The organism is Metabacillus mangrovi, from assembly GCF_009711125.1.
Lineage (GTDB): Bacteria > Bacillota > Bacilli > Bacillales > Bacillaceae > Metabacillus_B > Metabacillus_B mangrovi.
Genome location: NZ_WMIB01000001.1, coordinates 46,199 through 71,622 on the forward strand (window position 1 = coordinate 46,199; position 25,424 = coordinate 71,622).

Below are 25,424 nucleotides of genomic sequence, written 5' to 3' on the forward strand. Positions count from 1 at the left end.
GAATAGTAACTTTATAGAGACATGAGGAGGACAAAACATGAAACAAGCAATCAATATTCAGGATCAGTTTTTGAACCAGCTGCGCAAGGATGGAGTTTTTGTCACCGTATTTCTTCTCAACGGATTTCAGTTGAGAGGACTGGTAAAAGGATTTGACAATTTCACTGTGATGCTTGAAACCGAAGGCAAGCAGCAGTTAATTTATAAGCACGCCATCTCAACCTTTGCACCTCAGAAAAACATCCAGCTTGAAACCGAATAATTGACATTTGTCCTGTTACCGCATGCCGCCCGGCATGCGGTTTTTATTTAGGATCCGGTGAGTTTCCCTGCGCAGCTGCCAGTCTTACTGGAAGATGGAAGGCGGGCACTTGATTTGCAGGGGTTGTACACCGGCAGAGAGTGAATACATATTAGAAGATACAGGAAAACAATAGGCATCTGTCACGGCTGGTGCCCAGCCGGCGTATAGTAATGGAGAAAGCTGAGGTGAAACTCTTGGATCAGGCAGTTACTTACAAAAATAACGGACAGATCAATATCATATTAAACGGCCAGTCTAAATCAGCTAGGGAAGCAGAAGGGAAAGGCTATGACCTTGTCCTGCCGAAAGCGGATTTCAAGCATGCCATTCTCAGACAAATAGAAGATGAAATGAGCGCATTAGTCGGAATGGAGGAAATGAAAAAAAACATAAAAGAAATTTATGCCTGGATCTTTGTCAGCCAGAAACGGGAGGAGCAGGGCCTGAAGGCTGGAAAGCAGGCTCTTCATATGATGTTTAAAGGGAATCCCGGTACCGGGAAAACAACGGTGGCCCGGCTGATCGGCAAATTGTTCTGCCAGATGAATGTTTTGTCAAAAGGCCACTTGATCGAAGCGGAACGGGCAGATTTAGTAGGGGAGTATATCGGCCATACCGCCCAAAAGACACGGGATTTGATAAAAAGATCCCTTGGAGGCATCCTCTTCATCGATGAGGCATACTCTCTCGCCCGCGGGGGTGAAAAGGACTTTGGAAAAGAGGCCATCGACACGCTTGTAAAGCATATGGAGGATAAGCAGCACGAATTTATTCTGATCCTCGCAGGCTACTCCAGGGAGATGGACCATTTTCTTTCACTCAATCCCGGGCTGCATTCCAGGTTTCCTCTCGTGATCGATTTTCCGGATTATTCCGTAGACCAGCTGATGGACATATCCAGGAGAATGATCGAGGAGAGAGAATATGTCTGGAGCAGGGAAGCGGAGTGGAAGCTCAGAGATTATCTGATGACAGTTAAAAGCATGACCCAGCCGTCAAAATTCAGCAACGGAAGGTTTATCAGAAACGTGATTGAAAAATCGATCAGGGCACAGGCGATGCGGCTTCTTCTCGCTGACCGTTATACGAAGGAAGAATTGATTACAATTAAGGCCCAGGACCTGCAAATCCGGGAAGAAAAGCCGCTCTGAGCGGTTTTTTTTATGGAAATATAATGATTCCCGAAAGGATATTTGCAGATAATGTTGAAATTGTGTGAATCTTGTCAATAAACTGGTTTGTTTTTGATGAAAACGGGTAAATGGGTAGAGGGGAAGACTCACTTTTTAATGATATGATTAAAAAGAAATCTGAATGTTGCGAAAGATGGGAGGAAGGTTTTTGAAAAATTCTCGGTGGAACATCATGAAAATCCTTACGGCTGCAATGCTGCTGCTATTGGCGGGCTGCGGGCAGGGAGGAAGCGGGAAAGCGCAGATTGACTTTATGTGGTTCTCCGACGGCGGGGAAGGCGAAGTTATGAAGGATATTATTGAAGAATATGAAAAGCAGCATCCGGAAGTGGATATTAATCTTGTGGAAGTTGCTTTCAAGGATGTAAAAACAAAGCTTAAAACGATGATTGCAGGAGGCAAACCCCCGGCAATGGTAAGGATTAATGATACATATGAATTTGCTGATTATGCGATTGACCTGACGGATTATGTCGGAGATCAGGACAAGTTCACAAGCCAGTTTGAAGATTCCATAAAACCGTTCTACGTTATCAACGACCGGATTATCGCCGCTCCAATGGACATAACCGCGAACGGTATGTATTACAATAAGGACCTTTTTAAAAAGGCGGGAGTGGAAGTCCCTCAGTCACCGGATGAAATCTGGACGTGGGGAGAGTTCCGCGAAGCTCTTAGTAAAATCAAAGATTCCGGTGAAGCGCGCTACCCGATGGTGTGGGATTTTTCCGGCCACCGCTGGTCGACCATGATGTATGAATATGGCGGACAATTGTTCAGCGAAGATCTGAAAAAGGCAGAAGTCAACAGCCCTGAGGCCGTTAAAGCGCTCAAAGAATTTAAAGCGATGCACGAGGAGGGCCTCATGCCGGATTCGGTATGGCTGGGCGGGGAAAACCCGAACAATCTGTTCCGCTCTGGTACAGTTGCTGTTCATCTGGCGGGCAACTGGATGATGGGAAGCTATAAAGATATTACCCATTTTGACTGGGGAGTAACCTATCTGCCTCAGGAGGACAGGCGTTCATCAGTCCCGGGCGGAAAATACGTGATGGGCATGAAGGGTACGGGTGTCGAAAAAGAGACTGCAGAATTTATCAAATATCTATCTACAAAAGAAGTAAATGCGGAATACATTGAGCGTTCGCTTTTCCTCAGTGCGAGGAAGGATAATAAGAATTTAAGTTATCCGCTCGATGACAAGATGTTTGAAGTATTCACTGATGAGTTCAAAAACACAGCTCCGGAAGCAGCGCGTGACTGGTCATACCAGCAGGTTATATCCAAAAATGCGGGTGACCTGACGACAGGGATCTCCAAAGCGCTTAAAGGAGAGTCCACACCGCAGGAAGCACTCGATGAAGTGGCTAAAATCTTCAATGAGACAATTGCGCAGAACAGTGAAAAGCCATAAAGGAGGGTGAAAAACAATGGTGGTGGAAAAGTCAAAAGCGGTCTCGGTGCCGATTAAGAAAACAAAAGTCCAGTCAATGAAAAAAGAGCAGAGCAGAAGAAAATGGGCACCTTATCTATTCGTTCTTCCCAATTTGCTCATATTCCTGACGTTTATCATTATTCCGGCTCTGATGGGTCTGGTCTATTCATTCACAAGATACAATGGCGTTTCTGAGATGACCTTTATCGGACTGGAAAACTACGTCCGGCTATTCAACAATCCGGAATTCTGGAAGATCATGATGAACACCATCTATTATGCAGCATTGGTCGTTCCGCTCGTTTTTGCAATCTCACTCGGCATTGCCGTTTTGATGATTAAAGAAATGAGGGCGAGAGGCATTTTCAGAGCCATCATATTCTGGCCGACGATGATCTCATTCATTATTGTCGGTCTGTCCTGGAAATGGATTTTCGGAGACAGTTTCGGCATCATCACGTACTTGCTGGAAGCATGGGGCCTGCCTTCGGTAAAATGGCTGTCGGATCCCGCTGTAGCAAAAATCACCATCGTTATTGCGACGATTTGGGCAAGGGTCGGGTTTTTTATGGTCATCTTTATTGCAGGCCTTCAGGCGATACCCGCTTCTTATTACGAAGCTGCACAGATTGATGGGGCGAACCGCCGCCAGCTTTTCTGGAAAATTACGTTTCCGCTGTTGAAGCCGACGAGTCTGCTCGTGTTTATGCTGTTGATCGTCGAGTCTGTCAAAGCCTATCCGCTCATTTTCTCCCTTACCGGAGGAGGGCCGGCTAATGAAACGAAACTAATGGTCCAGTACATCTTTGAGTTCGGGTTCACGAAGAGTGAGGTCGGATATGCAAGCGCCATGTCGGTCATATTGTTCCTGCTGATCGGGATTTTCACCCTGATTCAATTCAAGTGGGCGAACGGAGGTAAAATCGATTGACACAGAGAGCCGGATTTTTTACGTATTTTGCTTTGATACTGCTGGCATTGCTTTTTATCGCCCCTGTATTTTGGATTTTCCTTTCTTCATTGAAAGGACCGATCGACTTGTATGCCTGGCCGCCTAAATTCCTGCCGGAGTCCTTTTCTCTTGAAAACTTTATCGCGGCGTTCAGCAAAGGGAATTTCGGGCTTTACTTCTTTAACAGCGCTGTTGTAGCGGTGGCAGCCACTCTTTTGACGCTTTTGATCAATACGATGGCCGGGTATGCGCTCTCAAAGTTCCGGTTCAAGGGAGATACCCTGATCCTGTTCCTGTTTCTTTCGACTTTAATGATTCCCATTGAGGTCATCATGACGCCGATTTTTACTGTCATCAGCAAGCTCGGACTGTATAACAATCTGCTCGGACTGATCATTCCGCCGGCTGCCACGCCGATGGGAGTGTTCCTGATCAGACAGTACCTTCTGACCGTGCCGGATGATCTGCTGGAAGCAGCAAGGATGGATGGAGCCGGTGAGTGGAGAATTTTCTGGACGATCATTGTTCCGATTGCAAAGCCGGTTATCGCGGTGCTGACGATTTTCTCCTTTATGTGGAGATGGGATGATTTTATCTGGCCGCTGATTGTCATCAGTGATCCATCCAAGTACACGATTCAGCTGGCACTGGCGAATTTCATCGGAGAGTTCAGGGTGGACTGGGGCAGCCTGCTTGCCATGTCTGTGGTCACAATGATCCCGATCCTGATAGTCTTCCTTATTTTCCAAAAACAGTTCATCAAAGGAATTGCTACGTCGGGAATGAAAGACTAATAGAAAAAAAGCGCAGATTCTGCGCTTTTTTTATTGTTCAAGATGGCGGTCGCGATCATAAAAGCTTCTGGTGGGCAGTCTCCATTGATACGTATAGGAAAGGATCCGGAGCAGGGTAATAGCCGCGAACAGGGTATACAGTTCGAGCGGGGACTGGCCCCACCCCAGCCCGATCGCCAATCCGCCGATAATGGCCCAGACAGCATAGATTTCAGAACGGAGGACGAGCGGTTTCCTGCGCGCGAGCACATCCCGGATGATTCCGCCGCCGCTCCCGGTTAAAACGGCTGCAACGATAACCGCGCTCAGGGGATGTCCCATGTTCGCAGCATACAGTGCACCCTGGATGGCGAATGCAGACAGACCGATCGCATCTGTAATGTTCCCCCACCTGTTCCAATGCTTGAGCAGCCTTTGCGGGAAAAGAAAGACCGCTGTGATAAAAAACAGGGCGATCTGAAAATACAGTCCCTGCTCCCATAATGCTGAGACCGGTACGCCGATAAGCAAGTTCCGTATCGCGCCCCCGCCAAACGCTGTCACAATTCCAAGTATATAAACGCCAAAGATATCGTACTCTTCTTCCATGGCCACAATGGCCCCGCTGATGGCAAAAGCTGCTGTGCCGATCATGCTTAATACTTCCCAAGTCATCGCTTTCTCCTTTTCATGTTCAACCGTATCGATTTTAGCTTCTGTTCCCCAATTTATCAATGATTTTTTTAAAAACCGGTGCAAAAATGGTATGATAAGTTTAATCTTACATTTAAGCGGCTGCAAAAGCATTTGCAAGTGTCCGCTAAAAAGGCAGGAATGACGATTGAACGAATTTTCACATACACAGCCTGAGAAGGCGATTATTGTCGGGTGCCAGCTTTCTTTCGTGTCGGATGAGCAGTTCCGCTATTCAATGGAAGAGCTGGTTTCCCTTATTAAAACAGCAAAAGGCCAGTCCATCGCTTCTGTAACCCAGAAACGGGACCGTCTTCATCCGGCTACCTGCATTGGGAAAGGAAAGCTTGAAGAATTGAAGGCGCTCACCGAAGAGTATGAACCGGATGCAGTGATCTTCAACGGCGAGCTTTCGCCGAGCCAGATCAGGAACCTGCAGCGGGAGCTAGATGTGAAGGTGATCGACCGCACGCAGCTCATTCTTGATATTTTTGCCCAGCGTGCCCAGACCCGTGAAGGAAAGCTGCAGGTTGAGCTTGCCCAGCTCGATTATCTGCTTCCAAGGCTAAGCGGGCAGGGGATCCATCTTTCCAGGCAGGGAGGCGGAATCGGCACGAGAGGTCCGGGTGAAACCCAGCTTGAGACAGACAGACGGTACATTAACAGGCGGATGGTGGAGATCAAGCAACAACTGCAGACGGTCATAAGCCACCGGGAAAGGTACCGGGAGAGGCGTAAACGGAATAAAGCGTTCCAAATCGCACTTGTGGGCTACACGAATGCCGGAAAATCCACCCTGTTTAACCGGCTGACAGAAGCAGACAGCTTTGAAGAGAATCTGTTATTTGCAACACTGGACCCGATGACCCGGAAAATCAAACTTCCGAGCGGCTATCAGGCTCTTCTGACAGATACGGTCGGGTTCATACAGGATCTGCCGACAACATTGGTTGCAGCCTTCCGTTCTACGCTGGAGGAGGCAAAAGAAGCAGATTTTATTCTCCATGTGGTGGATACGTCCAGTGAGGACAGCATAAACCATGAAAAGACGGTTTTCGGGCTGCTCAATGAATTGGAAGCAAGCCGCATTCCAAGACTGACCATCTACAATAAAAAGGACGAGATGCTTCCGGATTTCACACCCAATACGGCTGACCCCTACCTCATTATGAGTGCCTTGAACCCCGGGGATATCAGCGCATTAAGAGAGAAGATCGAAGAACGGGTCATACAGGAAATGGTTCCGTACAGCCTGGAACTTCCGCCTGATCAGGGAAGAATGATTTCTCAGCTGAAGCAGGATACGATCGTACAGACATTCTTTTTTAATGAAGACAAAGGGATCTATGAAATCAGCGGGTATGCCCAGGAAAACGATGCAAAAATTTCAGCACAGAATACTGCAGACAAGGATGAATGGTAAATGCTTGAACAGTTACACAATAAAGAAGTTCTTACAAAGCTGGTAAAAGAAACAGAGCAGCAGATTGCGGAGATTCACCGGAAGATCGATGAACGGATTGAATCCAATCAATACAGGGTGCTTCAGAGCTATCAGAAACATAAAGTAAGTGATTCTCACTTTATTCCTTCAACCGGCTACGGGTATGATGATAGCGGAAGGGATACGCTTGAGAAGATCTATGCAGAAGTATTCGGAGGAGAGGCGGCCCTGGTCCGCCCGCAGATTATATCGGGGACCCATGCGATTTCCATCGCACTCTTTGGCGTGCTAAGACCAGGTGATGAGCTGATCTATATGACAGGAAGGCCTTATGATACGCTTGAAGAAATTGTGGGCATCCGGGGCAGCGGCAGCGGGTCCCTTAAGGAGTTCGGCATCTCTTATCAGACCGTTGACCTCCAGGCAGACGGCAAGCCGGACTTGCAGGCTCTCAAAACGGCGATCAGCAGCAAAACGAAGATGGTCGGCATCCAGCGCTCGAAAGGGTATGCGAACCGTCCTTCCTTTACGATATCGGAAATCCGTGAAATGATCACATTTGTGAAATCCATCAATCCGGAAATCGTCGTTTTCGTTGACAACTGCTATGGTGAATTTATTGAAGAAATGGAACCTTGCCACGCCGGAGCGGATCTGATTGCCGGTTCACTGATCAAAAACCCTGGCGGGGGACTCGCTAAAACAGGCGGCTACATCGCCGGAAAAAAAGAATGGGTTGAGGCCTGTTCATTCAGGATGACTTCACCGGGCATCGGTGCAGAAGCCGGGGCTTCTTTATACAGTCTTCAGGAAATGTACCAGGGCTTTTTCCTTGCTCCGCATGTGGCGGGTCAGGCGTTAAAAGGCGCCGTTTTTACAGCGGCCCTTCTTGAAAAAGCGGGTATGAGAACGTCTCCTTCATGGGATGCACAACGGACAGACTTGATTCAAAGTGTTATTTTTGATGATCCAGAGCGGATGATTGCCTTCTGCCAGGCCATACAATATGCTTCCCCAATCAATTCCCACGTCACTCCGTATCCAAGTTATATGCCCGGCTACGAGGATGATGTGATCATGGCAGCGGGAACATTCATACAGGGAGCGAGCATAGAGCTTACAGCTGATGGGCCGCTAAGACCGCCTTATACTGCTTATGTTCAGGGCGGGCTGACTTATTCGCATGTAAAAATCGCGGTTTGCTCAAGCCTTGACAGGTTGTTCAGCCAGGAGCTCATCAAACTTTAAAGGACGGGAGACCCCGTTCTTTTTTGTGCATTTTTCCCGGAGTTATCCTGTATAAGGAAGAATGCTAGGTAAATAGAATTTTAATGTTAGGTATTCTTACATTAACTTGACACATTATATAACATTGCATATAATAGCATTAAGATTTGATAAGGAGGAAAAAGGAATGGGTGATACAATTCGACGCTCAATGCCTTTGTTTCCAATCGGGATTGTCATGCAGCTTACGGAATTGTCTGCAAGACAGATCCGTTATTATGAGGAGCATGAACTGATTTTCCCTGCCCGTACAGAAGGGAACCGGCGCCTGTTTTCGTTTAACGATGTCGATCAGCTGCTGGAAATCAAGAGCCTGATTGAACAGGGTGTCAATCTTGCGGGTATTAAACAAATCTTTAAACGGAAAGATTTGCCGGCACCTGCACAGGCTGAGCCTGTCAAAGCAGAAAAGCCGGATCTTACAGATGAAGAGCTGAGGAAGCTCCTTAGAGCCGAAATGGTTCAAAGCGGAAATTCCCGCAGGACCTCACTGAGGCAGGGAGATATGTCCAGGTTCTTCCACTGATTATGTGAGCATCAATTAAAAATATATTGTATTCAATTGGGAGGAAATGATTATGTCAAAGTATACCAAGGAAGACATCGTAAAGTTAGTAGACGAAAACAACGTCAAGTACATCCGCCTGCAATTCACGGATATCCTGGGCACGATCAAAAACGTTGAAATTCCGGTAAGCCAGCTTGAAAAAGCGCTGGACAACAAAATGATGTTCGACGGATCTTCCATTGAAGGCTTCGTACGTATTGAAGAATCCGATATGAACCTATACCCGGACCTTGATACATTCGTCATTTTTCCTTGGACATCCGAAAAAGGGAAAGTTGCCCGCTTCATCTGTGACATTTACAATCCGGATGGCACTCCGTTCGAAGGAGATCCGCGTGCGAACCTCAAACGCGTTCTTGGAGAAATGGAAGAGCTTGGCTTTACAGATTTCAACCTTGGGCCTGAACCTGAATTCTTCCTCTTCAAATTGGATCAAAGAGGCGAACCGACTCTTGAATTAAATGATAAAGGCGGATATTTTGACCTTGCTCCAACAGATCTTGGTGAAAACTGCCGCCGCGACATCGTGCTGGAGCTTGAAGAGATGGGCTTTGAAATTGAAGCATCCCACCATGAAGTGGCTCCTGGACAGCATGAGATCGACTTTAAATATGCGAGTGCAATCAGAGCATGTGATGACATCCAGACATTTAAGCTTGTTGTTAAAACCATCGCCCGCAAGCATGGCCTGCATGCTACGTTCATGCCGAAGCCGCTGTTCGGTGTTAACGGATCCGGTATGCACTGCAACCTTTCTCTCTTCAAAGAAGGAAAAAATGCTTTCTATGATGAGAATGGAGATCTGCAGCTGAGTGAAACAGCACGCCAGTTCATCGCCGGCATCATCAAGAACGCGACGGGCTTCACAGCTGTGACGAACCCGACAGTTAACTCTTACAAGCGTCTTGTACCAGGCTACGAAGCTCCTTGCTATGTGGCATGGTCCGCCCGTAACCGCAGCCCGCTGATCCGGATCCCTGCATCCCGGGGCATCTCTACACGTGTAGAAGTCCGCAGCGTTGACCCTGCAGCGAACCCATACCTTGCAATGGCAGTTCTTCTGGCAGCTGGACTTGATGGAATCAAGAACGGCCTGACTCCGCCAAAGCCGATCGACCGCAACATCTATGTGATGAACAAAGAAGAGCGCCTGGAAAACGGCATCGTCGATCTTCCATCCACACTGGCTGGAGCACTCGATGCGCTTAAAGCCAATGACGTAATCGTAAAAGCGCTTGGAGAGCATTTGTTCGAGCACTTTATCGAAGCGAAAGAAATCGAATGGGATATGTTCCGTACGCAAGTGCACCCTTGGGAGCGAGAGCAGTACATGAGCATGTACTAAGACCCAAAACCCCCTTGGCACAATTGGTGTCAGGGGGTTTTTTTGCAGTTTGGTTAGTCCAAAACCAGTGTAGCTGAAAGAGGCTTTATGTAGAATGCTGTCGAATTACTTAGAGGAAAAAGGGAAGTTAAAAAGGTTTTAAAGGATACATGAGACAAGAAAAATGAATAATGAACTGGGAGAAAATTGATGTCTCAAAATGACATTGTATTAGTTACTACAGCAACCATCATACAGGATGAAGAAGTTTTAATCATAAAGGAGAATAAACCTGCCGCATTAAATAAGTGGACCTTTCCGGGTGGTCATATTGAATATGGCGAGGACATTCTTTATGCTGCTCAAAGGGAAGTAAAAGAGGAAACAGGATACGACATAAATCTGATTGGTACTACTGGCGTATATAATTTTTTAAGCAACATCAGCAGTCAAGTAATCATGTTTCATTTTATTGGTGAAATTACGGGTGGCCGGTTACATCTTGATGAGGAGGGGATTACCGGCAGTATGTGGATTAAACTGAGCGACTTTGCTCAATTTAAGGATGATGAATTAAGAGAACCACAGGTAATAAAGCAAATCATAAGGAACTTACTAAATGAAGAGGTGCATCCAATCAGTATTTATCATGAAAAACTAGCCAGGTAATTCAATTCAGCACCGGCATGCTGGTGAATGATCATGTCCTTATGAAAAGCGCGGAACTGCGCCTCCTGAAAGGGAATATCAGAGAAGCATTCAAATCATTTGACCAGAATAGAAACGTATAGTAAGATAGTTGACGAGTCAATGATTGACCTATCAATTATATAAAAGTCTATATAGTAAGGGAGGATGCCATTGAGAGAATGCTGTGCTGAGGACGAGGAATTGTTTCACAGACTTTATGAGATCAATAAAAGCATCGTTCCTAAATTTGAACGCTGCACTGGGCTGAGCCAGTCCCGCCTGGAAATCCTTCATAAACTTTACGAAAAAGAGGAAATGACTCAGCGGGAGTTGCAGAAGGCTGTCTTGATCGATCATGCAGCTGTCACGAGACACATTAAGCAGCTTGAGGATAGGGGAAGTGTTTCCCGCCGCAAAAACCCTGAGGATACCCGCTTTACCTACGTGAAGCTGACGGATGAGGGCCGAAGAAAAATGGCTGCTTACCGGGAGGAGAAACAGAGATTTGTTTCGAATGTGCTTAAAGGCTTCACAAAGGAAGAACGGAACAGTCTTAAGGGCATGCTATCCAGGCTGCAGCAGAATATAGAAGAAATTGATTGAGGAAACCAACATCTTAGATGAACAAAAGGAGAATGGATTATGAAAACTAATGACTTTACTCAAATCGTCACAGGGCGCCGCTCAATCCGCAGCTACGACCCTGCTGTAAAAATCAGCAAAGAGGAAATGACAGAGATTTTGACAGAAGCAGCACTTGCACCATCATCTGTTAACATGCAGCCTTGGCGCTTTCTCGTTATTGATTCTGAAGAAGGTAAAGCGAAGCTTGCTCCGCTTGCAAAATTCAACCAGACACAGGTAGCCACCTCTTCAGCGGTTATTGCCGTATTTGCAGATATGAAAAGCGATCTTTATCTAGATGAAATTTATGATACAGCCGTAGAAAAAGGCCTAATGCCTGCTGAAGTCCGCGACCGTCAAGTACCGGCCATCAAAGGATTCTTTGAAAACAGCTCGTACGACCAATTGAAAGAAATGAATCTGATCGATTCAGGGCTTGTGTCAATGCAGCTGATGCTTGCCGCGCGTGCGCACGGATATGATACCAACCCAATCGGCGGGTATGAAAAAGATCAGATTGCAGAAGCTTTCGGGATGGATAAAGAACGCTATTATCCTGTTATGCTGCTGTCTATCGGCAAAGCAGCGGATCAAGGCTATCAGTCCTACCGTCTGCCAACTGAAAAAATTACAGAGTGGAAATAACACGAACCGAAAAGGAGAATGAAAAATGATTATTATTCATGCGCAATTTCAAGTAAAACCGGAAAAGGTATCTGAATTCCTGGAGGAGATTTCTGTACTCGTTTCTGCCTCAAGAGAAGAAAGCGGCAATGTTTCTTATGAGCTGATGAAGAGCACTGAAACAGATCATGCTTACACAATGGTGGAACTATGGGAAGGACAGGAAGCTGTTCAAAGCCATAATACAAGCACGCATTTTCAGGCATTTGTAGAAAAAGCACCTCAATACCTTGCAGCGCCGCTTAACGCGAGAATTTTTGCAGGGGAAGAAGTAAAGCGATAAGAGCAGTGCCGGAGCTCGGTTCCGGTGCACTATGCAAAAACCCCCGGAATCATTTCCGGGGGTTTTCGCATTCACAGCAGGACTGCAGAATGTGCGCAAGGCGGCTTCCTCTGCTTTTGCTGCTGCTTTACAAATACGAAAAACGGGTATTAAAAAACCTGATGACACCTATAATAGAAAAATATTTTACTAATGCATAAATTTTCTGTAAAATTAACTTGGAATCTATAGAAATAGCATCAGGGCAGGTACTGTACTGAAAACCGACTTATTTTATCGGTATAATCGCAATACCGGATGAAACCATGCAGACGAATGAGGTGTAAAGATTGCCATTACAAGTAACGAACAGTCCATTTAATCAGGAGCAGTCTGATTTGCTGAATCAGCTGCTGCCTTCTTTATCTCCGTCACAAAAAATGTGGCTTGCCGGATACCTGGCTGCCACAGAACAGGCTGCACCGGCCGGTACAGCTGTTCAGCAGTCTCCGGGCGGATCGGCACACGCTTCAAAAGATGTAACCATCTTATACGGGTCCCAGACAGGAAACGCCCAGGGGCTGGCTCAAAAAAGCGGCAGGAAACTGGAAGAGAACGGGTTCAAAGTAACGGTTTCCTCTATGAGTGATTTCAAGCCGAATTCGTTAAAAAAACTGGAAAATCTGCTGATTGCCGTAAGTACGCACGGAGAAGGGGACCCTCCTGACAATGCCCTTACATTTCATGAATTTCTACATGGAAAGCGCGCTCCGAAGTTAGAGGGTTTGCGGTATTCCGTTCTGTCTCTCGGGGACAGTTCGTATGAGCAGTTCTGCCAGACAGGAAAAGAGTTCGACTCACGTTTGGAAGAGCTTGGCGCAAGCAGACTTGCCCCGCGTGAGGACTGTGACCTGGATTATGATGAACCTGCTGCAGAGTGGCTCGAAAAAGTATTGGCAGAATTGCAAGGTGCGGAAGCGCAGTGTCCATCCAATGATAAGGAAATCACATACTCCGGTGAGAGTACATATACGAGGACAAACCCATTTCATGCGGAAATCCTAGAAAGCATCAATCTCAACGGCCGTGGCTCAGACAAGGAAACGACCCATTTGGAGCTCTCGCTTGAAGGTTCCGGCCTCTCCTATGAGCCAGGGGACAGTCTAGGGATTTACCCGGAAAATGATCCGGCGCTCGTGAACCTTATAATAGAAGAAATGAAATGGGACGAGGATGAGACCGTAAAGGTCAACAAGCAGGGAGAGACTAAATCTCTTAAAGAGGCGTTGACTTCAAACTTTGAAATCACCGTTTTGACGAAGCCTCTAGTAGAACAGGCAGCGAAGCTTACTGGCGGCAAAGAGCTTGGTGAACTGCTTGCACGGGAAGAAGAGCTCAAAACCTACATGAAAGGCCGAGATCTGCTTGATCTGCTCACTGATTTTGGACCTTGGAACGGAACTGCACAGGACGTATTGAACATCCTCCGCAAAATTCCGGGCAGGCTCTACTCGATTGCAAGCAGTCTCGAAGCAAATCCGGATGAGGTCCACCTCACGATTGGTGCCGTCCGGTATGAGTCGTACGGCCGTTCGCGCAGCGGAGTCTGCTCGATCCTCTGTGCAGAGCGTCTGCAGCCGGGGGATACGATTCCGGTGTACGTACAGTCCAACCAGAACTTTAAGCTTCCTGAGGACGGAGATACTCCGATCATTATGATCGGCCCGGGTACCGGAATCGCGCCTTTCCGTTCATTTATGCAGGAGCGCGAGGAGAAGGGTGCCGGAGGAGAATCATGGCTGTTCTTCGGAGACCGTCATTTTGTCACAGATTTCCTTTACCAAACAGAGTGGCAGAAATGGTTAAAAGACGGCGTCTTGACCAAAATGGATGTAGCTTTCTCAAGAGACACGGCAGAGAAGGTTTATGTACAGCACAGAATGCTCGAGAACAGTAAAGAATTATATGAATGGATCCAAAGCGGTGCCATTGTTTATGTATGCGGGGATGAGAAAAACATGGCCCATGATGTTCACAACACGCTTATAGCCATCCTTATTCAAGAAGGAAAGATGGCAAAGGAAGAAGCGGAAGCATACATCGCTGAAATGCAGCAGCAAAAAAGGTATCAGCGGGACGTTTACTGACCGCTGAAGAAGGAGCATGATTAAAAATGTCTAAGCGCACGTTAACTGCACCAGAGGGCAGTCCGAGTGATGTTGAACGGATAAAAGAAGAGAGTAAGTTCCTGCGCGGAACTCTCGCAGAATCCATGCTCGAACAAATCAGCAGCGGCATCTCAGATGATGATAACAGACTGATGAAATTCCACGGCAGCTACCTGCAGGATGACCGTGATCTCCGGATCGAGCGCCAAAAGCAAAAGCTTGAACCTGCTTATCAGTTCATGCTAAGGGTACGCCTTCCGGGAGGGGTGGCCACGCCGGAACAATGGCTTGTGATGGATGATCTGGCAGACCGGAACGGAAATGGAACCTTAAAAATCACGACTAGAATGACCTTCCAGATGCACGGTGTTTTGAAGTGGAATATGAAAAATACGATTAAGGAAATCCACCAATCGCTCATGGATACAATAGCGGCTTGCGGGGATGTAAACCGTAATGTGATGTGCAATCCGAACCCCAATCAGTCCGAAATCCATGGAGAGGTGTATGAGTGGTCCAAAAAGCTAAGTGAGTATCTGCTGCCAAAGACGAGGGCTTATCACGAGATCTGGCTTGATGAAGAGAAGGTCACCGGAGAAGAAGAGTTCTCTGAGCCGATGTACGGCCCCCTTTATCTGCCAAGAAAGTTTAAAATCGGCATTGCAGTGCCTCCATCAAACGATATCGATGTGTATTCCCAGGATCTCGGATACATCGCAATTGTAAAAGACGGCCAGCTTACAGGCTTTAATGTAGCGATTGGCGGCGGAATGGGGATGTCTCACGGGGATAAGGAAACCTACCCCCAGCTTGCAAAGGTCATCGGATTTTGCAAACCGGAACAGATCCTGGATGTGGCAGAGAAGATCATCACAATCCAGCGGGATTACGGCAACCGTTCTGAAAGAAAAAATGCGCGCTTCAAATATACAGTAGACCGGCTTGGTCTTGACAGTGTAGTTGAAGAGCTGGAAGAACGGCTTGGCTGGAAGCTCGATCCGGCTGAAGAATTCCATTTTGACCACAACGGAGACCGCTATGGCTGGATTGAGGGAACGGAAGGGACATGGCATTATACCTTATTTATTGAAGGCGGCCGTGTTGCGGATTTTGAAAACTATAAGCTGAAGACCGGCTTAAAGAAAATCGCGGGCGTGCACACAGGTGATTTCAGGCTTACAGCCAATCAGAATGTAATCATCGCAAATGTTTCTGCAGAAAAGAAAGCAGAAATCGAAGAAATCATTCAGGCTTACAGCTTGACTGACGGAGCACAATATTCCGCACTCCGCAGAAGTTCGATGGCATGTGTGGCACTCCCTACATGCGGGCTCGCAATGGCGGAGGCGGAGCGCTACCTGCCTGAGCTGATCAGCAAAATTGAAGAGATTGTAGATGAAAACGGATTGCGTGATGAAGAGATCACGATCCGCATGACCGGCTGCCCAAACGGCTGTGCCCGCCACGCTCTTGGGGAAATCGGGTTTATCGGTAAAGCACCGGGCAAATACAACATGTACTTAGGGGCTGCCTTTGATGGAAGCCGCCTCAGTAAAATGTATAGAGAGAACATAGGAGAAGATGAAATCCTGCGGGAGCTCGGAGAACTTCTTCCGCGTTATGCAAAGGAAAGAGTGCAAGGGGAGCATTTTGGCGACTACGTTATCCGTGCGGGAGTTATAGAGGCAACCACTGACGGCACAAACTTTCATCATTAAAAAAGAGATGACCGATTTTGGTCATCTCTTTTTTCTGCGCACATAGTAATTATGAAAAAGACTGGCGATCGCGCCTGCCCCAAGGCTGAATCCGATCAGGATGCCGCTGATTGCCACGCAGAACGCTATGTACTCAAAAAGAGAATAGTCTGAAAGCATACTCCAGTCAATTTTACCCTTCCAGTCTTCGATCACAAGGTTCATCCCGTAAATACCTGAAATGACCGTATAGGTAGTCAGAATAAACAGGAGATAATTATTCCGTTTCCCCGCAAGCTTTTCCTGGTTCCGGTAGAGGCTGTCCAATGTCTTTTTCACTTCATCATAAAGGGTGGAAATGTGAAACACCTGATTCATCAGAGAAGCGAGCTCCTGCCCCTCGGTGCGGCTGCTGATCTCCTTAAAATGGTACTTGCCGGAAAAGTCGGTGATTGCTGTGATGAGCTGTTCGATTTCATTCGTCCGGTTCTTTCTGTACATTAATGAATACTGGTAGGACAGCTTCAGAAGCACCATTTTATAAAAATAGTGAAGGAGCAGGCTGTAATAATGTTCACCATACATTTCTCTATAGACAGATTCCGCATGGCTGCCGCCCTGGGTAAGGCATGTAAACGAATGGTCGCTGATGATATAGTTCGTTTCAGGAGCCCACCGTGTATAGCAGTGATCTGAAACATAGTTCCTGATGTATTCCGGATTCCCGGCGGATAGATAGGGCATTCCCTTCTGGTCATATCCGTTGACCTGGCCGCACCGGAACAGATGTTCATCAGATACGCCCTTCCCGGAAGAGATGAGTGTGCTGATCACATACATTCTTTCATCCACAAAATAGGGAAGGCTTCCAAAATAAGAAGATTCGTTCTCTCCTGTTTCTATAAAAGGGACGATGCATGGAGCCACTTCCTTAAAGATGTATTCCTGTATGCTGCTGTATTCCCGGCCGCCGCTGACTGCCTTCAGATTTTTATTTTTCGCGATTTTAGGCTCAAGGATTCGGAAGTGATTTTGAAAATCCTGTACATCAGATAAAGTGAGCCCAGTTCCGGATAGCTTTGTCCTGACAGAGAGGATTCCAATTTGAAAAGGGCAAATGAAAAGATCAGCTGAAAGGACATCCGCTGTATAAGTTCTTCCTTCTTGACCATACGAAATCTGAACGGAAGACCCGATACGGGAGGAGAAGCGGCTCAGCGATTCTTTGCCCGGTTCAGGGTCAAATAACAGGTTTTCGATGAAGGGAAGAAAATACAGGTCCATCTGATCGTGGGAAACGGACCTTCCCGCTCCGTAATACCGGTCTTCGAGCTCTTTTTCACGAAGCCTGAAATAAGCATAGCCCCCTTTTTCAATGGCAGGCTTCATCTTCTTGATATCTGAATGCTTTAATGAAAACGGAAAGATAAATTGGCTTGCTGCTTCTTCAAGGAGCAATTCCCTCTCGGCAGTCATGGATCGATTCCCCCATCAGGTTAGTGGATAAAAAAAAGCCTGTCCTCTCGAACAAGCCTCTTAGTGCACCGTGCGGTAAACGCCTATTACTTTTCCAAGGATGGATACGTTGCGGAGTATGATCGGTTCCATTGAGGAATTCTCCGGCTGAAGCCTAATGTAATCCTTTTCCCTGAAGAAACGCTTTACTGTTGCTTCGTCATCCTCTGTCATGGCAACGACTATGTCTCCGTTATTCGCAGATTGCTGCTGTCTGACTACGACAAGATCTCCATCCAGAATTCCTGCTTCAATCATACTGTTTCCTGCGATTTCAAGCATAAAGACCTGTTCGTCCGGAGAAGCCAGGCGCTCCGGAATCGGAAAATACTCTTCAATGTTTTCAATGGCAGTGATCGGCAGACCGGCCGTAACCTTTCCTATGATCGGAACATTCACTACTCCGTTCTGCGGAATGTCCAGTCCCTGCTGCTCTTCTTCTGTGAGAATCTCAATGGCACGCGGTTTAGTCGGATCTCTTCTTATAAGGCCCTTGTTCTCCAGTCTGGCCAGGTGGCCGTGGACGGTGGAGCTTGATGCCAGTCCGACTGCGAGGCCGATTTCCCTGACGGACGGCGGATAGCCTTTGCTTCTGACTTCCTGTTTAATAAAATCAAGAATGTCCTGTTGCCTTTTTGATAGTTTGCTCATCCATAGCACCTCGGAGTAAGTAATTTATAGTTATTGTAGCATGATTTACCTTTGGATACAAACATAAGTTCGAAAAAAGGGCTTGACCCAAAACGTTTGTTCGTCTTATAATACAAACAGGAAATACGAACAAACATTCTGGAGGTTGAGTATTCATGTCAAAAAGCACTTTTGCTATTATAGCTTCATTTTTTGTTCTAGTCGGAGGAATTATTTTTTGTGCAGCGGGTGCAGGCAGCAGCAAAGCGATGGACGGCTATGCTAAAATAGAAATCCGCGAAGGGGATAATTTATGGGACCTTGCAACTGCGCTTAAGGACAAACACAGCCTGACCCAGATGGAATTCGTAGAATGGGTCGGCCAGGAAAACAGTCTGAATTCCATCGTGCTTAAGCCGGGTGATACAGTGTACATTCCCGTGAAAAAGGATACCCTTCATAAGCTGGACGGCACAGTTGTTGCCCTGGAGGAGTAGATCGCATAATGAAAGCCGTTATATATTGCAGAGTCAGCACAGTGAAAGAAGAGCAGGAAACTTCTTTGGGCAGGCAGAAGGAAGAGCTTGTGAAGCTGGCTGAAGAAAACAGCATAGAAGTTGTACGGGTGATAGAGGAAAAAGCGAGCGGCTATGAAGTGGAGAGAGAAGGAGTGCTTGAGCTTCTTGATGTGATCGGGAAAAAGGAAGCAGAGGTTCTGCTCATTCAGGATGAGACCCGTCTCGGCAGAGGCAGTGCACGGATGGCTATTCTCCACTGCGTATATAAGGAAGAAGCGAAAATCTATACAATAGCAGGAAAAGGGGAACTTCAGCTTTCAGAAGCGGATTCCATGGTTCTTGAAATTGTCAGTGTAGTGGAAGAATATCAGAGGAAAATTCACAATATGAAGATCCGCAGGGGCATGCGGCGGGCTGTGGAAAATGGATTCCAGCCGCAGCATAACCTGCATGATCTTTCTTCCGGAGGACGAAGGGAAAAAATAGACGTACCGATCAGCGAGATTGTGCGGTTAAGGAAGAACAAGCTGACATTCGCTGATATTGCCGCAACACTGAGAGGTTTTGGGTATTCTGTTTCCAAAGCAACCGTACATAGAAGATATCAGGAATATATGGATGAACAGGAGGCAGCCAGCGGATCTTAAAGATCTGTTCGGTTGCCTTTTCAGGCAGTTTTTTGTACGATGTCACTATCGATAGATAAAGGAGACTGCTATGCTTTCACAGGAAAAAATGAACAGAATCAATACCCTGGCCAGAAAATCAAAGTCAGAGGGCCTCACAGATAAGGAAAAAAAGGAACAGCAGGCTTTAAGGGAAGAATATTTGAAAACGTTCCGAAGCTCTGTTAAAAATACGTTGAAAAATGTGAAGATTGTTGATCCAGAGGGCAACGATGTGACCCCTCAAAAGCTGAAAGATGAAAAAAATAAACGACTGCACTGAGTGACTGCCGGGCCTGTTTGAATAAACAGGCCTATTGGTTGTACTATTCCTGCTGTACGGATATGATAAGAGTGTAAAATGTATTTCGAAAGGATGATTGAACATGACATTATCTACTATTGATTCTTTGTCGATCGCAACAATCCGGACACTGTCCATTGATGCCATTGAAAAAGCAAATTCCGGCCATCCTGGAATGCCAATGGGATCAGCTCCTATGGCGTACAAGCTTTGGACGGACCATATGAAGCAGAATCCCGGCAATCCGGACTGGTTCAACCGTGACCGCTTCGTGCTGTCCGCAGGCCACGGCTCCATGCTGCTTTACAGCATGCTTCACCTGGCTGGATATGATGTTTCCATGGAGGACATCAAGTCTTTCCGCCAATGGGGAAGCAAGACTCCCGGACATCCTGAATTCGGACATACTCCGGGCGTAGATGCAACTACAGGCCCGCTGGGACAGGGAATCGCCATGGCGGTTGGAATGGCGATGGCTGAACGCCACCTTGCACATACATATAATAAGGAATCCTTCAACGTTGTAGATCACCATACCTTTGCAATCTGCGGAGACGGCGATTTAATGGAGGGAATTTCATCTGAAGCATCTTCTTTTGCCGGTCATCTTAAACTCGGCCGCTTGATCGTCCTTTACGATTCCAACGACATCTCCCTTGACGGTGATCTGGACCGCTCTTTCAGCGAAAATGTCCAGCAGCGCTTTGAAGCAATGAACTGGCAAGTACTCAGAGTCGAAGATGGAAATGATACCGATGAAATCGGCAGAGCCATTGAACTTGCAAAGAAGAATGAAGATCAGCCGACACTAATCGAAGTGAAGACAACCATCGGGTTTGGTTCTCCAAACCGTGCGGGTACTTCTGGTGCACACGGTGCGCCTCTTGGAGCGGAAGAAGCAAAGCTCACTAAAGATGCCTACAAATGGACATTCGATAAAGATTTCCATGTTCCGGATGAAGTGTACAGCCACTTTGAGAAAACGATCAAAGAAGCAGGAGCAAAGGCTGAAGAAGACTGGAACAGGCTTTTTGCACAATACAAAGACCAGTATCCGGAGCTTGCTGCCGAACTGGAACTTGCCATTGGCGGAGGACTGCCTGAAGGCTGGGGTCAGGATGTAAAAGTGTATGAAACCGGCAAAGGAATGGCTTCCAGGGCTTCTTCTGGAGAAGTGCTGAATGCGATCGCAAAAAATGTTCCGAATCTGTTCGGCGGTTCCGCAGATCTTGCAGGATCCAATAAAACAACGATTAAAAACACTGAAGATTTCACAGCGGACAATTATGCAGGCCGCAATATCTGGTTTGGTGTCAGAGAGTTCGCCATGGGTGCTGCACTGAACGGAATGGCGCTTCACGGTGGACTCAAGGTTTTCGGAGGCACATTCTTTGTCTTCTCTGATTATCTTCGCCCGGCTATCCGCCTTGCGTCACTGATGGGACTTCCTGTCACTTTTGTCTTCACACATGACAGCATTGCAGTAGGGGAAGATGGCCCTACACATGAACCGGTTGAACAGCTGGCTTCTCTTAGAGCAATGCCGAACCTTGATGTGATCAGACCTGCAGATGCAAATGAAACAGCAGCAGCTTGGAAGCTTGCTTTAACATCGAAAACGAGCCCGACCGCTCTTGTGCTTTCCAGACAGGATCTGCCTACTCTCGAGCACTCTGCAGAGCTTTCATCTGCAGGCGTTGAAAAAGGAGCCTACGTTGTATCACCGGCAGAGAAAGAGCAGGCGGACGTGCTGCTTCTCGCATCTGGCTCTGAAGTCGGCTTGGCGGTAGAGGCCCAAAAGACTCTCCTTCAGGATGGAATTTACGCATCTGTCATCAGCATGCCTTCCTGGAAGCGGTTTGAGGAGCAGTCTGCCGAATACAAAGCTTCCGTCCTTCCGAAGGATGTGAAAAAACGCCTGGCGATCGAAGTGGCATCTCCACTTGGATGGGAGAGGTACACTGGTGATGAAGGGGACGTACTCGGAATTAACGGGTTCGGAGCCTCTGCACCGGGAGAAGTGATTATGAAAGAATACGGCTTTACTCCTGACAATGTAACAGCACGCGTTAAAGCGCTTTTGAATAAGTAATAAAGAAAGAGAGCTTCCCGGCAGCGGGAAGCTCTCCTTTTTTCAGGAGCATCCGAACTGCCGCTTCGACAATATTAGTGAATCCTCTCTCCGCATTAAGACACGATTTCCCAGGCTGCCCCCGTATAATAGGTTCATACGATTTGCAGAGGCGGGAGGGGATCTGGTGAGGCATTATTACCTGTATTTAATCGAAGAAGAATTCGCAAGCCATTATTTCGGCAAAGAGGCAAAAATCTTTGATTTGATAAAAAACTTTCAATGGACAAGCATTCATGATGGCTCTTATGAAATGCTTAACCGCCAGGTGCTGTACATTTCGCGGGACTTGCCGGTGAAGGAAATTCATGAACTGCTTAACGGATTTCTTATGCACAGGAAGGGGTACCGCCGGCTCGGGTCACTGCATCGGCTCGTTTTAAGCGCTGAGCAGGGCCAGGCTACGCTGCTGGTGAAGGACCGTTATATTGAAATCGATGCACAGGGGAGTTTTGAAGCGGAAACGATTTTCTTTGAAATCCTGCGTAAAATGGACCCTTGCTTTATAGCTATGGACTTCCAATCTCAACGATACGGCTGGCTGAACCCGATATCAGAAAGAAATTTTGTCTAAAAAGGCAGAAATTGCGCAGGATTTATTGTATAATATCGAAGGGTTTAGTAGACTGTAAACGAGAGAAAGTGAAGGAGGAACTACCATGACTTTATGGGTTGGCATCACACTGATTATCGTTGCTCTCCTGGGCGGCGTTGCACTCGGTTTCTTTATCGCTCGCCGATATATGATGAGTTATTTGAAAAAGAATCCGCCAATCAATGAACAAATGCTGCGAATGATGATGATGCAAATGGGTATGAAACCATCCCAGAAGAAAATCAATCAAATGATGAAGGCAATGAACAGCCAGCAGCTGAAGTAAACACTTTAGCTTCTTAGCGGAAGAACTTCCTCCATTAAACTGGTAAACCATCATTATAACTGAAAACTCCTTTCACTGATTCTGATCAGGGAAAGGGTTTTTTTATATCACAGATAAATTATTTTGAAAACGCTTGCAGGAAATTCCGTCCTTTTTTAGAATTTTTCTTATCAGAGGGGGGTGCGGCAGTTGAAGCAGGTGAAGATCGAGATGATTATTGAAGGAGAAGAACCTTTTCAGTATACGGTGGAGTTTGAAACTGCACAGCTGATGATGCATTGTGACTATCTTACGGTGAACATGAATACGGTCAGAGTCCATGCTAAGGAAGTAACAGATAAGGGCAGAGTGAAATTTTACGGGGTAAGAAGGAAACCGGAGGAGTTCACGTATTGACAGGAAGGTGAGAGGAGAACGCGTGCAGCGTTCTCCCCTTCGTTACTGGTAGCATACCGGATTTGCCGGCAGGAAATGCTGCTGATATTCATAGAGCATTTTATCGAGCTCCTGGCTGTATTGAATGGTGATCGGAGAAGACATTCCGTTCTTATGTACAATCTGGTTTAATTCTTCCCGTTTATGCTCGATTTCTTTGAGCAGGTTTTTCTTTGTCACAATTCTGTATCCTTTCTTCCGCTGCTGTTTATTTAAATAGAAAATAGTTATAGTGTTTGCTGTATTTGTCATCCATGATTATAAAGCTTTTTTTAGTATTGTAGAATAGGAGTGTTTTAAGTGTAAGAAAATTGACATATGAATGTCATAAAGCGAAACATTTCCTTGCATGACCAGCTGGTATGATTAAAATAGAATGATGAAGAAAAGAGGATGAAGATGGCAGATGTGAATGCAGTTTTATCATTTGGAGCAGGATTTCTGTCTTTTGTTTCCCCATGCTGTCTCCCGGTTTACCCGGCCTTTTTATCCTATATAACCGGGATGTCGGTACAGGATCTGAAATCCGGGCAGGCAATGCGGCAAAAAGAAAGCATGCTCCACACCTTTTTTTTCTTGCTTGGCTTCTCCAGTATTTTTATTGCGCTCGGCTACGGCACCTCGCTAATTGGAAATCTTTTTATCTCCTATCAGGATCTGCTCAGGCAGATCGGTGCGATATTGATTGTATTTCTGGGGTTTGTCACGATGGGAATTTTAACGCCTTCCTTTTTAATGAAGGAGAGGAAGCTTCACTTTAAACACCGCCCGGCAGGCTATGCAGGCTCGATTTTGATCGGGCTCGGGTTTGCCGCAGGATGGTCGCCTTGCATCGGACCCATTTTGACTGCCGTTATGGGACTGGCAGGTACGAATCCCGAATCAGGGATGGTATTGATGTTAAGCTATGCCCTTGGTTTTGCGGTTCCTTTTTTTATCATGACGTTTTTCCTTGGAAAAGTAAGCTGGATTTCAAAGCATACGGTTTCATTTATGAAGGCTGGCGGAGGAATTATGGTGGCGATGGGCCTGCTTCTCTTTTTTGATGGGATGACTGTGATTATCCGATACTTTACAGAACTGACAGGATTTTCGGGATTTTAGACCTATAAAATTTTCGGTAACGAGACAAAAATAATACTTTTTCCTCATTTTTCTGTTATAATGATGATAGATTAGGTGAAGCATGATGAGGGAGGAGTAACATGGCTAGAGTATTGATCGTTGATGATGCCAAATTTATGAGAGTAACACTCTCAAACATCCTGGAAGGGGCAGGCTATACGATAGCCGGTGAAGCAGAGAATGGAGAGGGTGCAGTCCGCTTATACAGGGAGCTTCAGCCAGACCTTGTCACGCTGGATATTACAATGCCTGAAATGAACGGACTGGAAGCACTTAAAGAGATCATGAGGGAATTTCCCTCTGCCAAAGCTGTTATGTGCTCTGCGATGGGGCAGCAGAAAATGGTCGTGGAGGCCATAGAGGCAGGAGCAAAAGACTTTATCATCAAGCCATTTGATTCCAGCAGGGTCCTTGAAGCAGCCGCAAGGGTACTCGGATAAAAGAAGCTGCCATTTAGACGGTGATCTAAATGGTTTTTTCGTTTCCGAAAGGATTAAATTTTGGACACGCTCATATATTAAGATGGAACAACTTCGTTTATAATAGAATGTATTACGTGAATAAGGGATGATGAAGATGGATTTATTAGTCATTTCTACCATTTTTGCTGCCGTTATGGGGTTTGCAGTGCTGGTGATCCGCATGCGGGCATCCAGAAAACCCGCTTCTGCTAAAAAAATCATTCTCCCGCCGCTCTTTATGAGCACAGGGGCGCTCATGTTTGTGTTTCCGTTCTTTCATGTGACCGTCGCAGAATTTTGGGAAGCAATTTTAGCAGGAATGTTTTTTTCAATCTTTCTGATTAAGACAAGCCGTTTTGAAATCAGAGACAATGAAATATACTTGAAGCGGTCCAAAGCCTTCGCATTCATTTTAATCGGCCTGCTTGCTGTACGGATTGCTGCAAAATCCTATTTAAGCTTATCGATTGATGTAGGCGCGCTGAGCGGCATGTTCTGGATTCTCGCTTTCGGAATGATCGTTCCATGGAGGATTGCGATGTATGTTTCATTTAAAAAGATCCAGAACCAGCTAAACCCCCCGAATACCCAGGCAACATAAAAAGCTGCACTTCCAATGTGCAGCTTTTTATTTAGAAAAGATGACAGATGAATGCTCTGC

29 protein-coding genes are annotated in these 25,424 nt (G+C 46.4%); 25 read left to right on the forward strand and 4 right to left on the reverse strand.

Features of this window, described 5'->3' with window-relative positions; genetic code table 11:
• The first annotated feature begins 37 nt into the window (after nt 1-37).
• The 5 genes from hfq (at nt 38) to GKZ89_RS00215 (ending at nt 4,678) form a co-directional block, all read left to right on the forward strand.
• Entirely contained in the window at nt 38-262 is a 225-nt protein-coding gene (gene hfq, locus GKZ89_RS00195; RefSeq protein ID WP_155110372.1) for an RNA chaperone Hfq, read from the forward strand.
• 212 nt (nt 263-474) lie between these two features.
• Complete coding sequence (gene spoVK / locus GKZ89_RS00200; RefSeq protein WP_155110373.1) at nt 475-1,455, forward strand: stage V sporulation protein K; 981 nt, start codon at nt 475-477, stop codon at nt 1,453-1,455.
• Between the two features lie 190 nt (nt 1,456-1,645).
• Nucleotides 1,646-2,911, forward strand: coding sequence for an ABC transporter substrate-binding protein (locus GKZ89_RS00205; RefSeq protein ID WP_241680088.1), 1,266 nt, complete (start codon nt 1,646-1,648; stop codon nt 2,909-2,911).
• 16 nt (nt 2,912-2,927) lie between these two features.
• A complete protein-coding gene (locus tag GKZ89_RS00210; protein WP_206672147.1) occupies nt 2,928-3,863 on the forward strand; it encodes a carbohydrate ABC transporter permease in 936 nt (311 codons plus the stop codon).
• Nucleotides 3,860-4,678, forward strand: a complete 819-nt coding sequence (locus GKZ89_RS00215) for a carbohydrate ABC transporter permease (protein ID WP_155110374.1) — start codon at nt 3,860-3,862, stop codon at nt 4,676-4,678. The genes GKZ89_RS00210 and GKZ89_RS00215 overlap by 4 nt, the downstream gene beginning before the upstream one ends.
• A 30-nt stretch (nt 4,679-4,708) precedes the next feature.
• Here GKZ89_RS00215 and GKZ89_RS00220 read toward each other — a convergent pair whose 3' ends face one another.
• Nucleotides 4,709-5,332 carry a trimeric intracellular cation channel family protein gene (locus GKZ89_RS00220; RefSeq protein WP_155110375.1) on the reverse strand — a complete coding sequence of 208 codons (624 nt, stop codon included), beginning with the start codon at nt 5,330-5,332 and terminating at the stop codon, nt 4,709-4,711.
• 166 nt (nt 5,333-5,498) lie between these two features.
• Here GKZ89_RS00220 and hflX point away from each other — a divergent pair, with 166 nt between their 5' ends.
• The 10 genes from hflX (at nt 5,499) to cysI (ending at nt 16,119) form a co-directional block, all read left to right on the forward strand.
• Nucleotides 5,499-6,773 (forward strand): GTPase HflX, encoded by a 1,275-nt coding sequence (gene hflX / locus GKZ89_RS00225; RefSeq protein ID WP_155110376.1) that lies wholly within the window; start codon nt 5,499-5,501, stop codon nt 6,771-6,773.
• Nucleotides 6,774-8,042 (forward strand): methionine gamma-lyase family protein, encoded by a 1,269-nt coding sequence (locus GKZ89_RS00230; protein ID WP_155110377.1) that lies wholly within the window; start codon nt 6,774-6,776, stop codon nt 8,040-8,042.
• A gap of 166 nt (nt 8,043-8,208) precedes the next feature.
• Entirely contained in the window at nt 8,209-8,607 is a 399-nt protein-coding gene (locus GKZ89_RS00235) for a MerR family transcriptional regulator (RefSeq protein ID WP_155110378.1), read from the forward strand.
• A 52-nt stretch (nt 8,608-8,659) separates the two neighbouring features.
• Nucleotides 8,660-9,994, forward strand: coding sequence for a type I glutamate--ammonia ligase (glnA, locus tag GKZ89_RS00240; RefSeq protein WP_155110379.1), 1,335 nt, complete (start codon nt 8,660-8,662; stop codon nt 9,992-9,994).
• A 189-nt stretch (nt 9,995-10,183) separates the two neighbouring features.
• Nucleotides 10,184-10,642 carry an NUDIX hydrolase gene (locus GKZ89_RS00245; protein WP_155110380.1) on the forward strand — a complete coding sequence of 153 codons (459 nt, stop codon included), beginning with the start codon at nt 10,184-10,186 and terminating at the stop codon, nt 10,640-10,642.
• A gap of 186 nt (nt 10,643-10,828) precedes the next feature.
• On the forward strand, nt 10,829-11,266 hold the full coding sequence (locus tag GKZ89_RS00250; RefSeq protein ID WP_430696416.1) for a MarR family winged helix-turn-helix transcriptional regulator: 438 nt from the start codon (nt 10,829-10,831) through the stop codon (nt 11,264-11,266).
• Nucleotides 11,267-11,302: 36 nt separating this feature from the next.
• Nucleotides 11,303-11,932 (forward strand): nitroreductase family protein, encoded by a 630-nt coding sequence (locus GKZ89_RS00255; protein ID WP_162356426.1) that lies wholly within the window; start codon nt 11,303-11,305, stop codon nt 11,930-11,932.
• 25 nt (nt 11,933-11,957) lie between these two features.
• Nucleotides 11,958-12,254 (forward strand): putative quinol monooxygenase, encoded by a 297-nt coding sequence (locus GKZ89_RS00260; RefSeq protein WP_155110383.1) that lies wholly within the window; start codon nt 11,958-11,960, stop codon nt 12,252-12,254.
• Nucleotides 12,255-12,583: 329 nt separating this feature from the next.
• Nucleotides 12,584-14,380, forward strand: a complete 1,797-nt coding sequence (locus tag GKZ89_RS00265) for an assimilatory sulfite reductase (NADPH) flavoprotein subunit (protein WP_155110384.1) — start codon at nt 12,584-12,586, stop codon at nt 14,378-14,380.
• Nucleotides 14,381-14,406: 26 nt separating this feature from the next.
• Nucleotides 14,407-16,119 (forward strand): assimilatory sulfite reductase (NADPH) hemoprotein subunit, encoded by a 1,713-nt coding sequence (gene cysI / locus GKZ89_RS00270; RefSeq protein WP_155110385.1) that lies wholly within the window; start codon nt 14,407-14,409, stop codon nt 16,117-16,119.
• 21 nt (nt 16,120-16,140) lie between these two features.
• Here cysI and GKZ89_RS00275 read toward each other — a convergent pair whose 3' ends face one another.
• Both GKZ89_RS00275 and lexA read right to left on the reverse strand, forming a co-directional pair.
• Nucleotides 16,141-17,574: a magnesium transporter CorA family protein gene (locus GKZ89_RS00275; protein ID WP_155110386.1), complete on the reverse strand. Its 1,434-nt coding sequence runs from the start codon at nt 17,572-17,574 to the stop codon at nt 16,141-16,143.
• A gap of 60 nt (nt 17,575-17,634) precedes the next feature.
• Nucleotides 17,635-18,264, reverse strand: coding sequence for a transcriptional repressor LexA (gene lexA / locus GKZ89_RS00280; protein WP_155110387.1), 630 nt, complete (start codon nt 18,262-18,264; stop codon nt 17,635-17,637).
• A gap of 155 nt (nt 18,265-18,419) precedes the next feature.
• Here lexA and yneA point away from each other — a divergent pair, with 155 nt between their 5' ends.
• The 7 genes from yneA to GKZ89_RS00315 all read left to right on the forward strand — a co-directional run bounded on the left by yneA (nt 18,420) and on the right by GKZ89_RS00315 (nt 23,138).
• Nucleotides 18,420-18,740, forward strand: coding sequence for a cell division suppressor protein YneA (gene yneA, locus GKZ89_RS00285; RefSeq protein WP_155110388.1), 321 nt, complete (start codon nt 18,420-18,422; stop codon nt 18,738-18,740).
• Nucleotides 18,741-18,748: 8 nt separating this feature from the next.
• Nucleotides 18,749-19,408, forward strand: a complete 660-nt coding sequence (locus tag GKZ89_RS00290) for a YneB family resolvase-like protein (RefSeq protein WP_155110389.1) — start codon at nt 18,749-18,751, stop codon at nt 19,406-19,408.
• Nucleotides 19,409-19,478: 70 nt separating this feature from the next.
• Nucleotides 19,479-19,709, forward strand: coding sequence for a DUF896 domain-containing protein (locus GKZ89_RS00295; RefSeq protein ID WP_155110390.1), 231 nt, complete (start codon nt 19,479-19,481; stop codon nt 19,707-19,709).
• A gap of 103 nt (nt 19,710-19,812) precedes the next feature.
• Complete coding sequence (gene tkt / locus GKZ89_RS00300; RefSeq protein ID WP_155110391.1) at nt 19,813-21,822, forward strand: transketolase; 2,010 nt, start codon at nt 19,813-19,815, stop codon at nt 21,820-21,822.
• Nucleotides 21,823-21,985: 163 nt separating this feature from the next.
• Nucleotides 21,986-22,435: a sporulation inhibitor of replication protein SirA gene (gene sirA / locus GKZ89_RS00305; protein ID WP_155110392.1), complete on the forward strand. Its 450-nt coding sequence runs from the start codon at nt 21,986-21,988 to the stop codon at nt 22,433-22,435.
• Nucleotides 22,436-22,520: 85 nt separating this feature from the next.
• A complete protein-coding gene (locus tag GKZ89_RS00310; protein WP_155110393.1) occupies nt 22,521-22,742 on the forward strand; it encodes a YneF family protein in 222 nt (73 codons plus the stop codon).
• Between the two features lie 189 nt (nt 22,743-22,931).
• Nucleotides 22,932-23,138 (forward strand): hypothetical protein, encoded by a 207-nt coding sequence (locus GKZ89_RS00315; RefSeq protein WP_155110394.1) that lies wholly within the window; start codon nt 22,932-22,934, stop codon nt 23,136-23,138.
• Between the two features lie 42 nt (nt 23,139-23,180).
• Here the strand turns inward: GKZ89_RS00315 and GKZ89_RS00320 are convergent, their stop codons facing one another.
• Entirely contained in the window at nt 23,181-23,357 is a 177-nt protein-coding gene (locus GKZ89_RS00320; protein ID WP_162356308.1) for a Spo0E family sporulation regulatory protein-aspartic acid phosphatase, read from the reverse strand.
• Nucleotides 23,358-23,576: 219 nt separating this feature from the next.
• Here GKZ89_RS00320 and GKZ89_RS00325 point away from each other — a divergent pair, with 219 nt between their 5' ends.
• From GKZ89_RS00325 to GKZ89_RS00335, 3 genes are all read left to right on the forward strand, one after another.
• The gene (locus GKZ89_RS00325; RefSeq protein WP_155110396.1) at nt 23,577-24,281 is read left to right on the forward strand and encodes a cytochrome c biogenesis CcdA family protein; all 705 of its coding nucleotides are present in this window, start codon (nt 23,577-23,579) and stop codon (nt 24,279-24,281) included.
• A 101-nt stretch (nt 24,282-24,382) separates the two neighbouring features.
• Nucleotides 24,383-24,742, forward strand: a complete 360-nt coding sequence (locus GKZ89_RS00330) for a response regulator (protein WP_155110397.1) — start codon at nt 24,383-24,385, stop codon at nt 24,740-24,742.
• Between the two features lie 136 nt (nt 24,743-24,878).
• Nucleotides 24,879-25,364: a CcdC family protein gene (locus GKZ89_RS00335; protein WP_430696422.1), complete on the forward strand. Its 486-nt coding sequence runs from the start codon at nt 24,879-24,881 to the stop codon at nt 25,362-25,364.
• Nucleotides 25,365-25,424 lie beyond the last annotated feature (60 nt).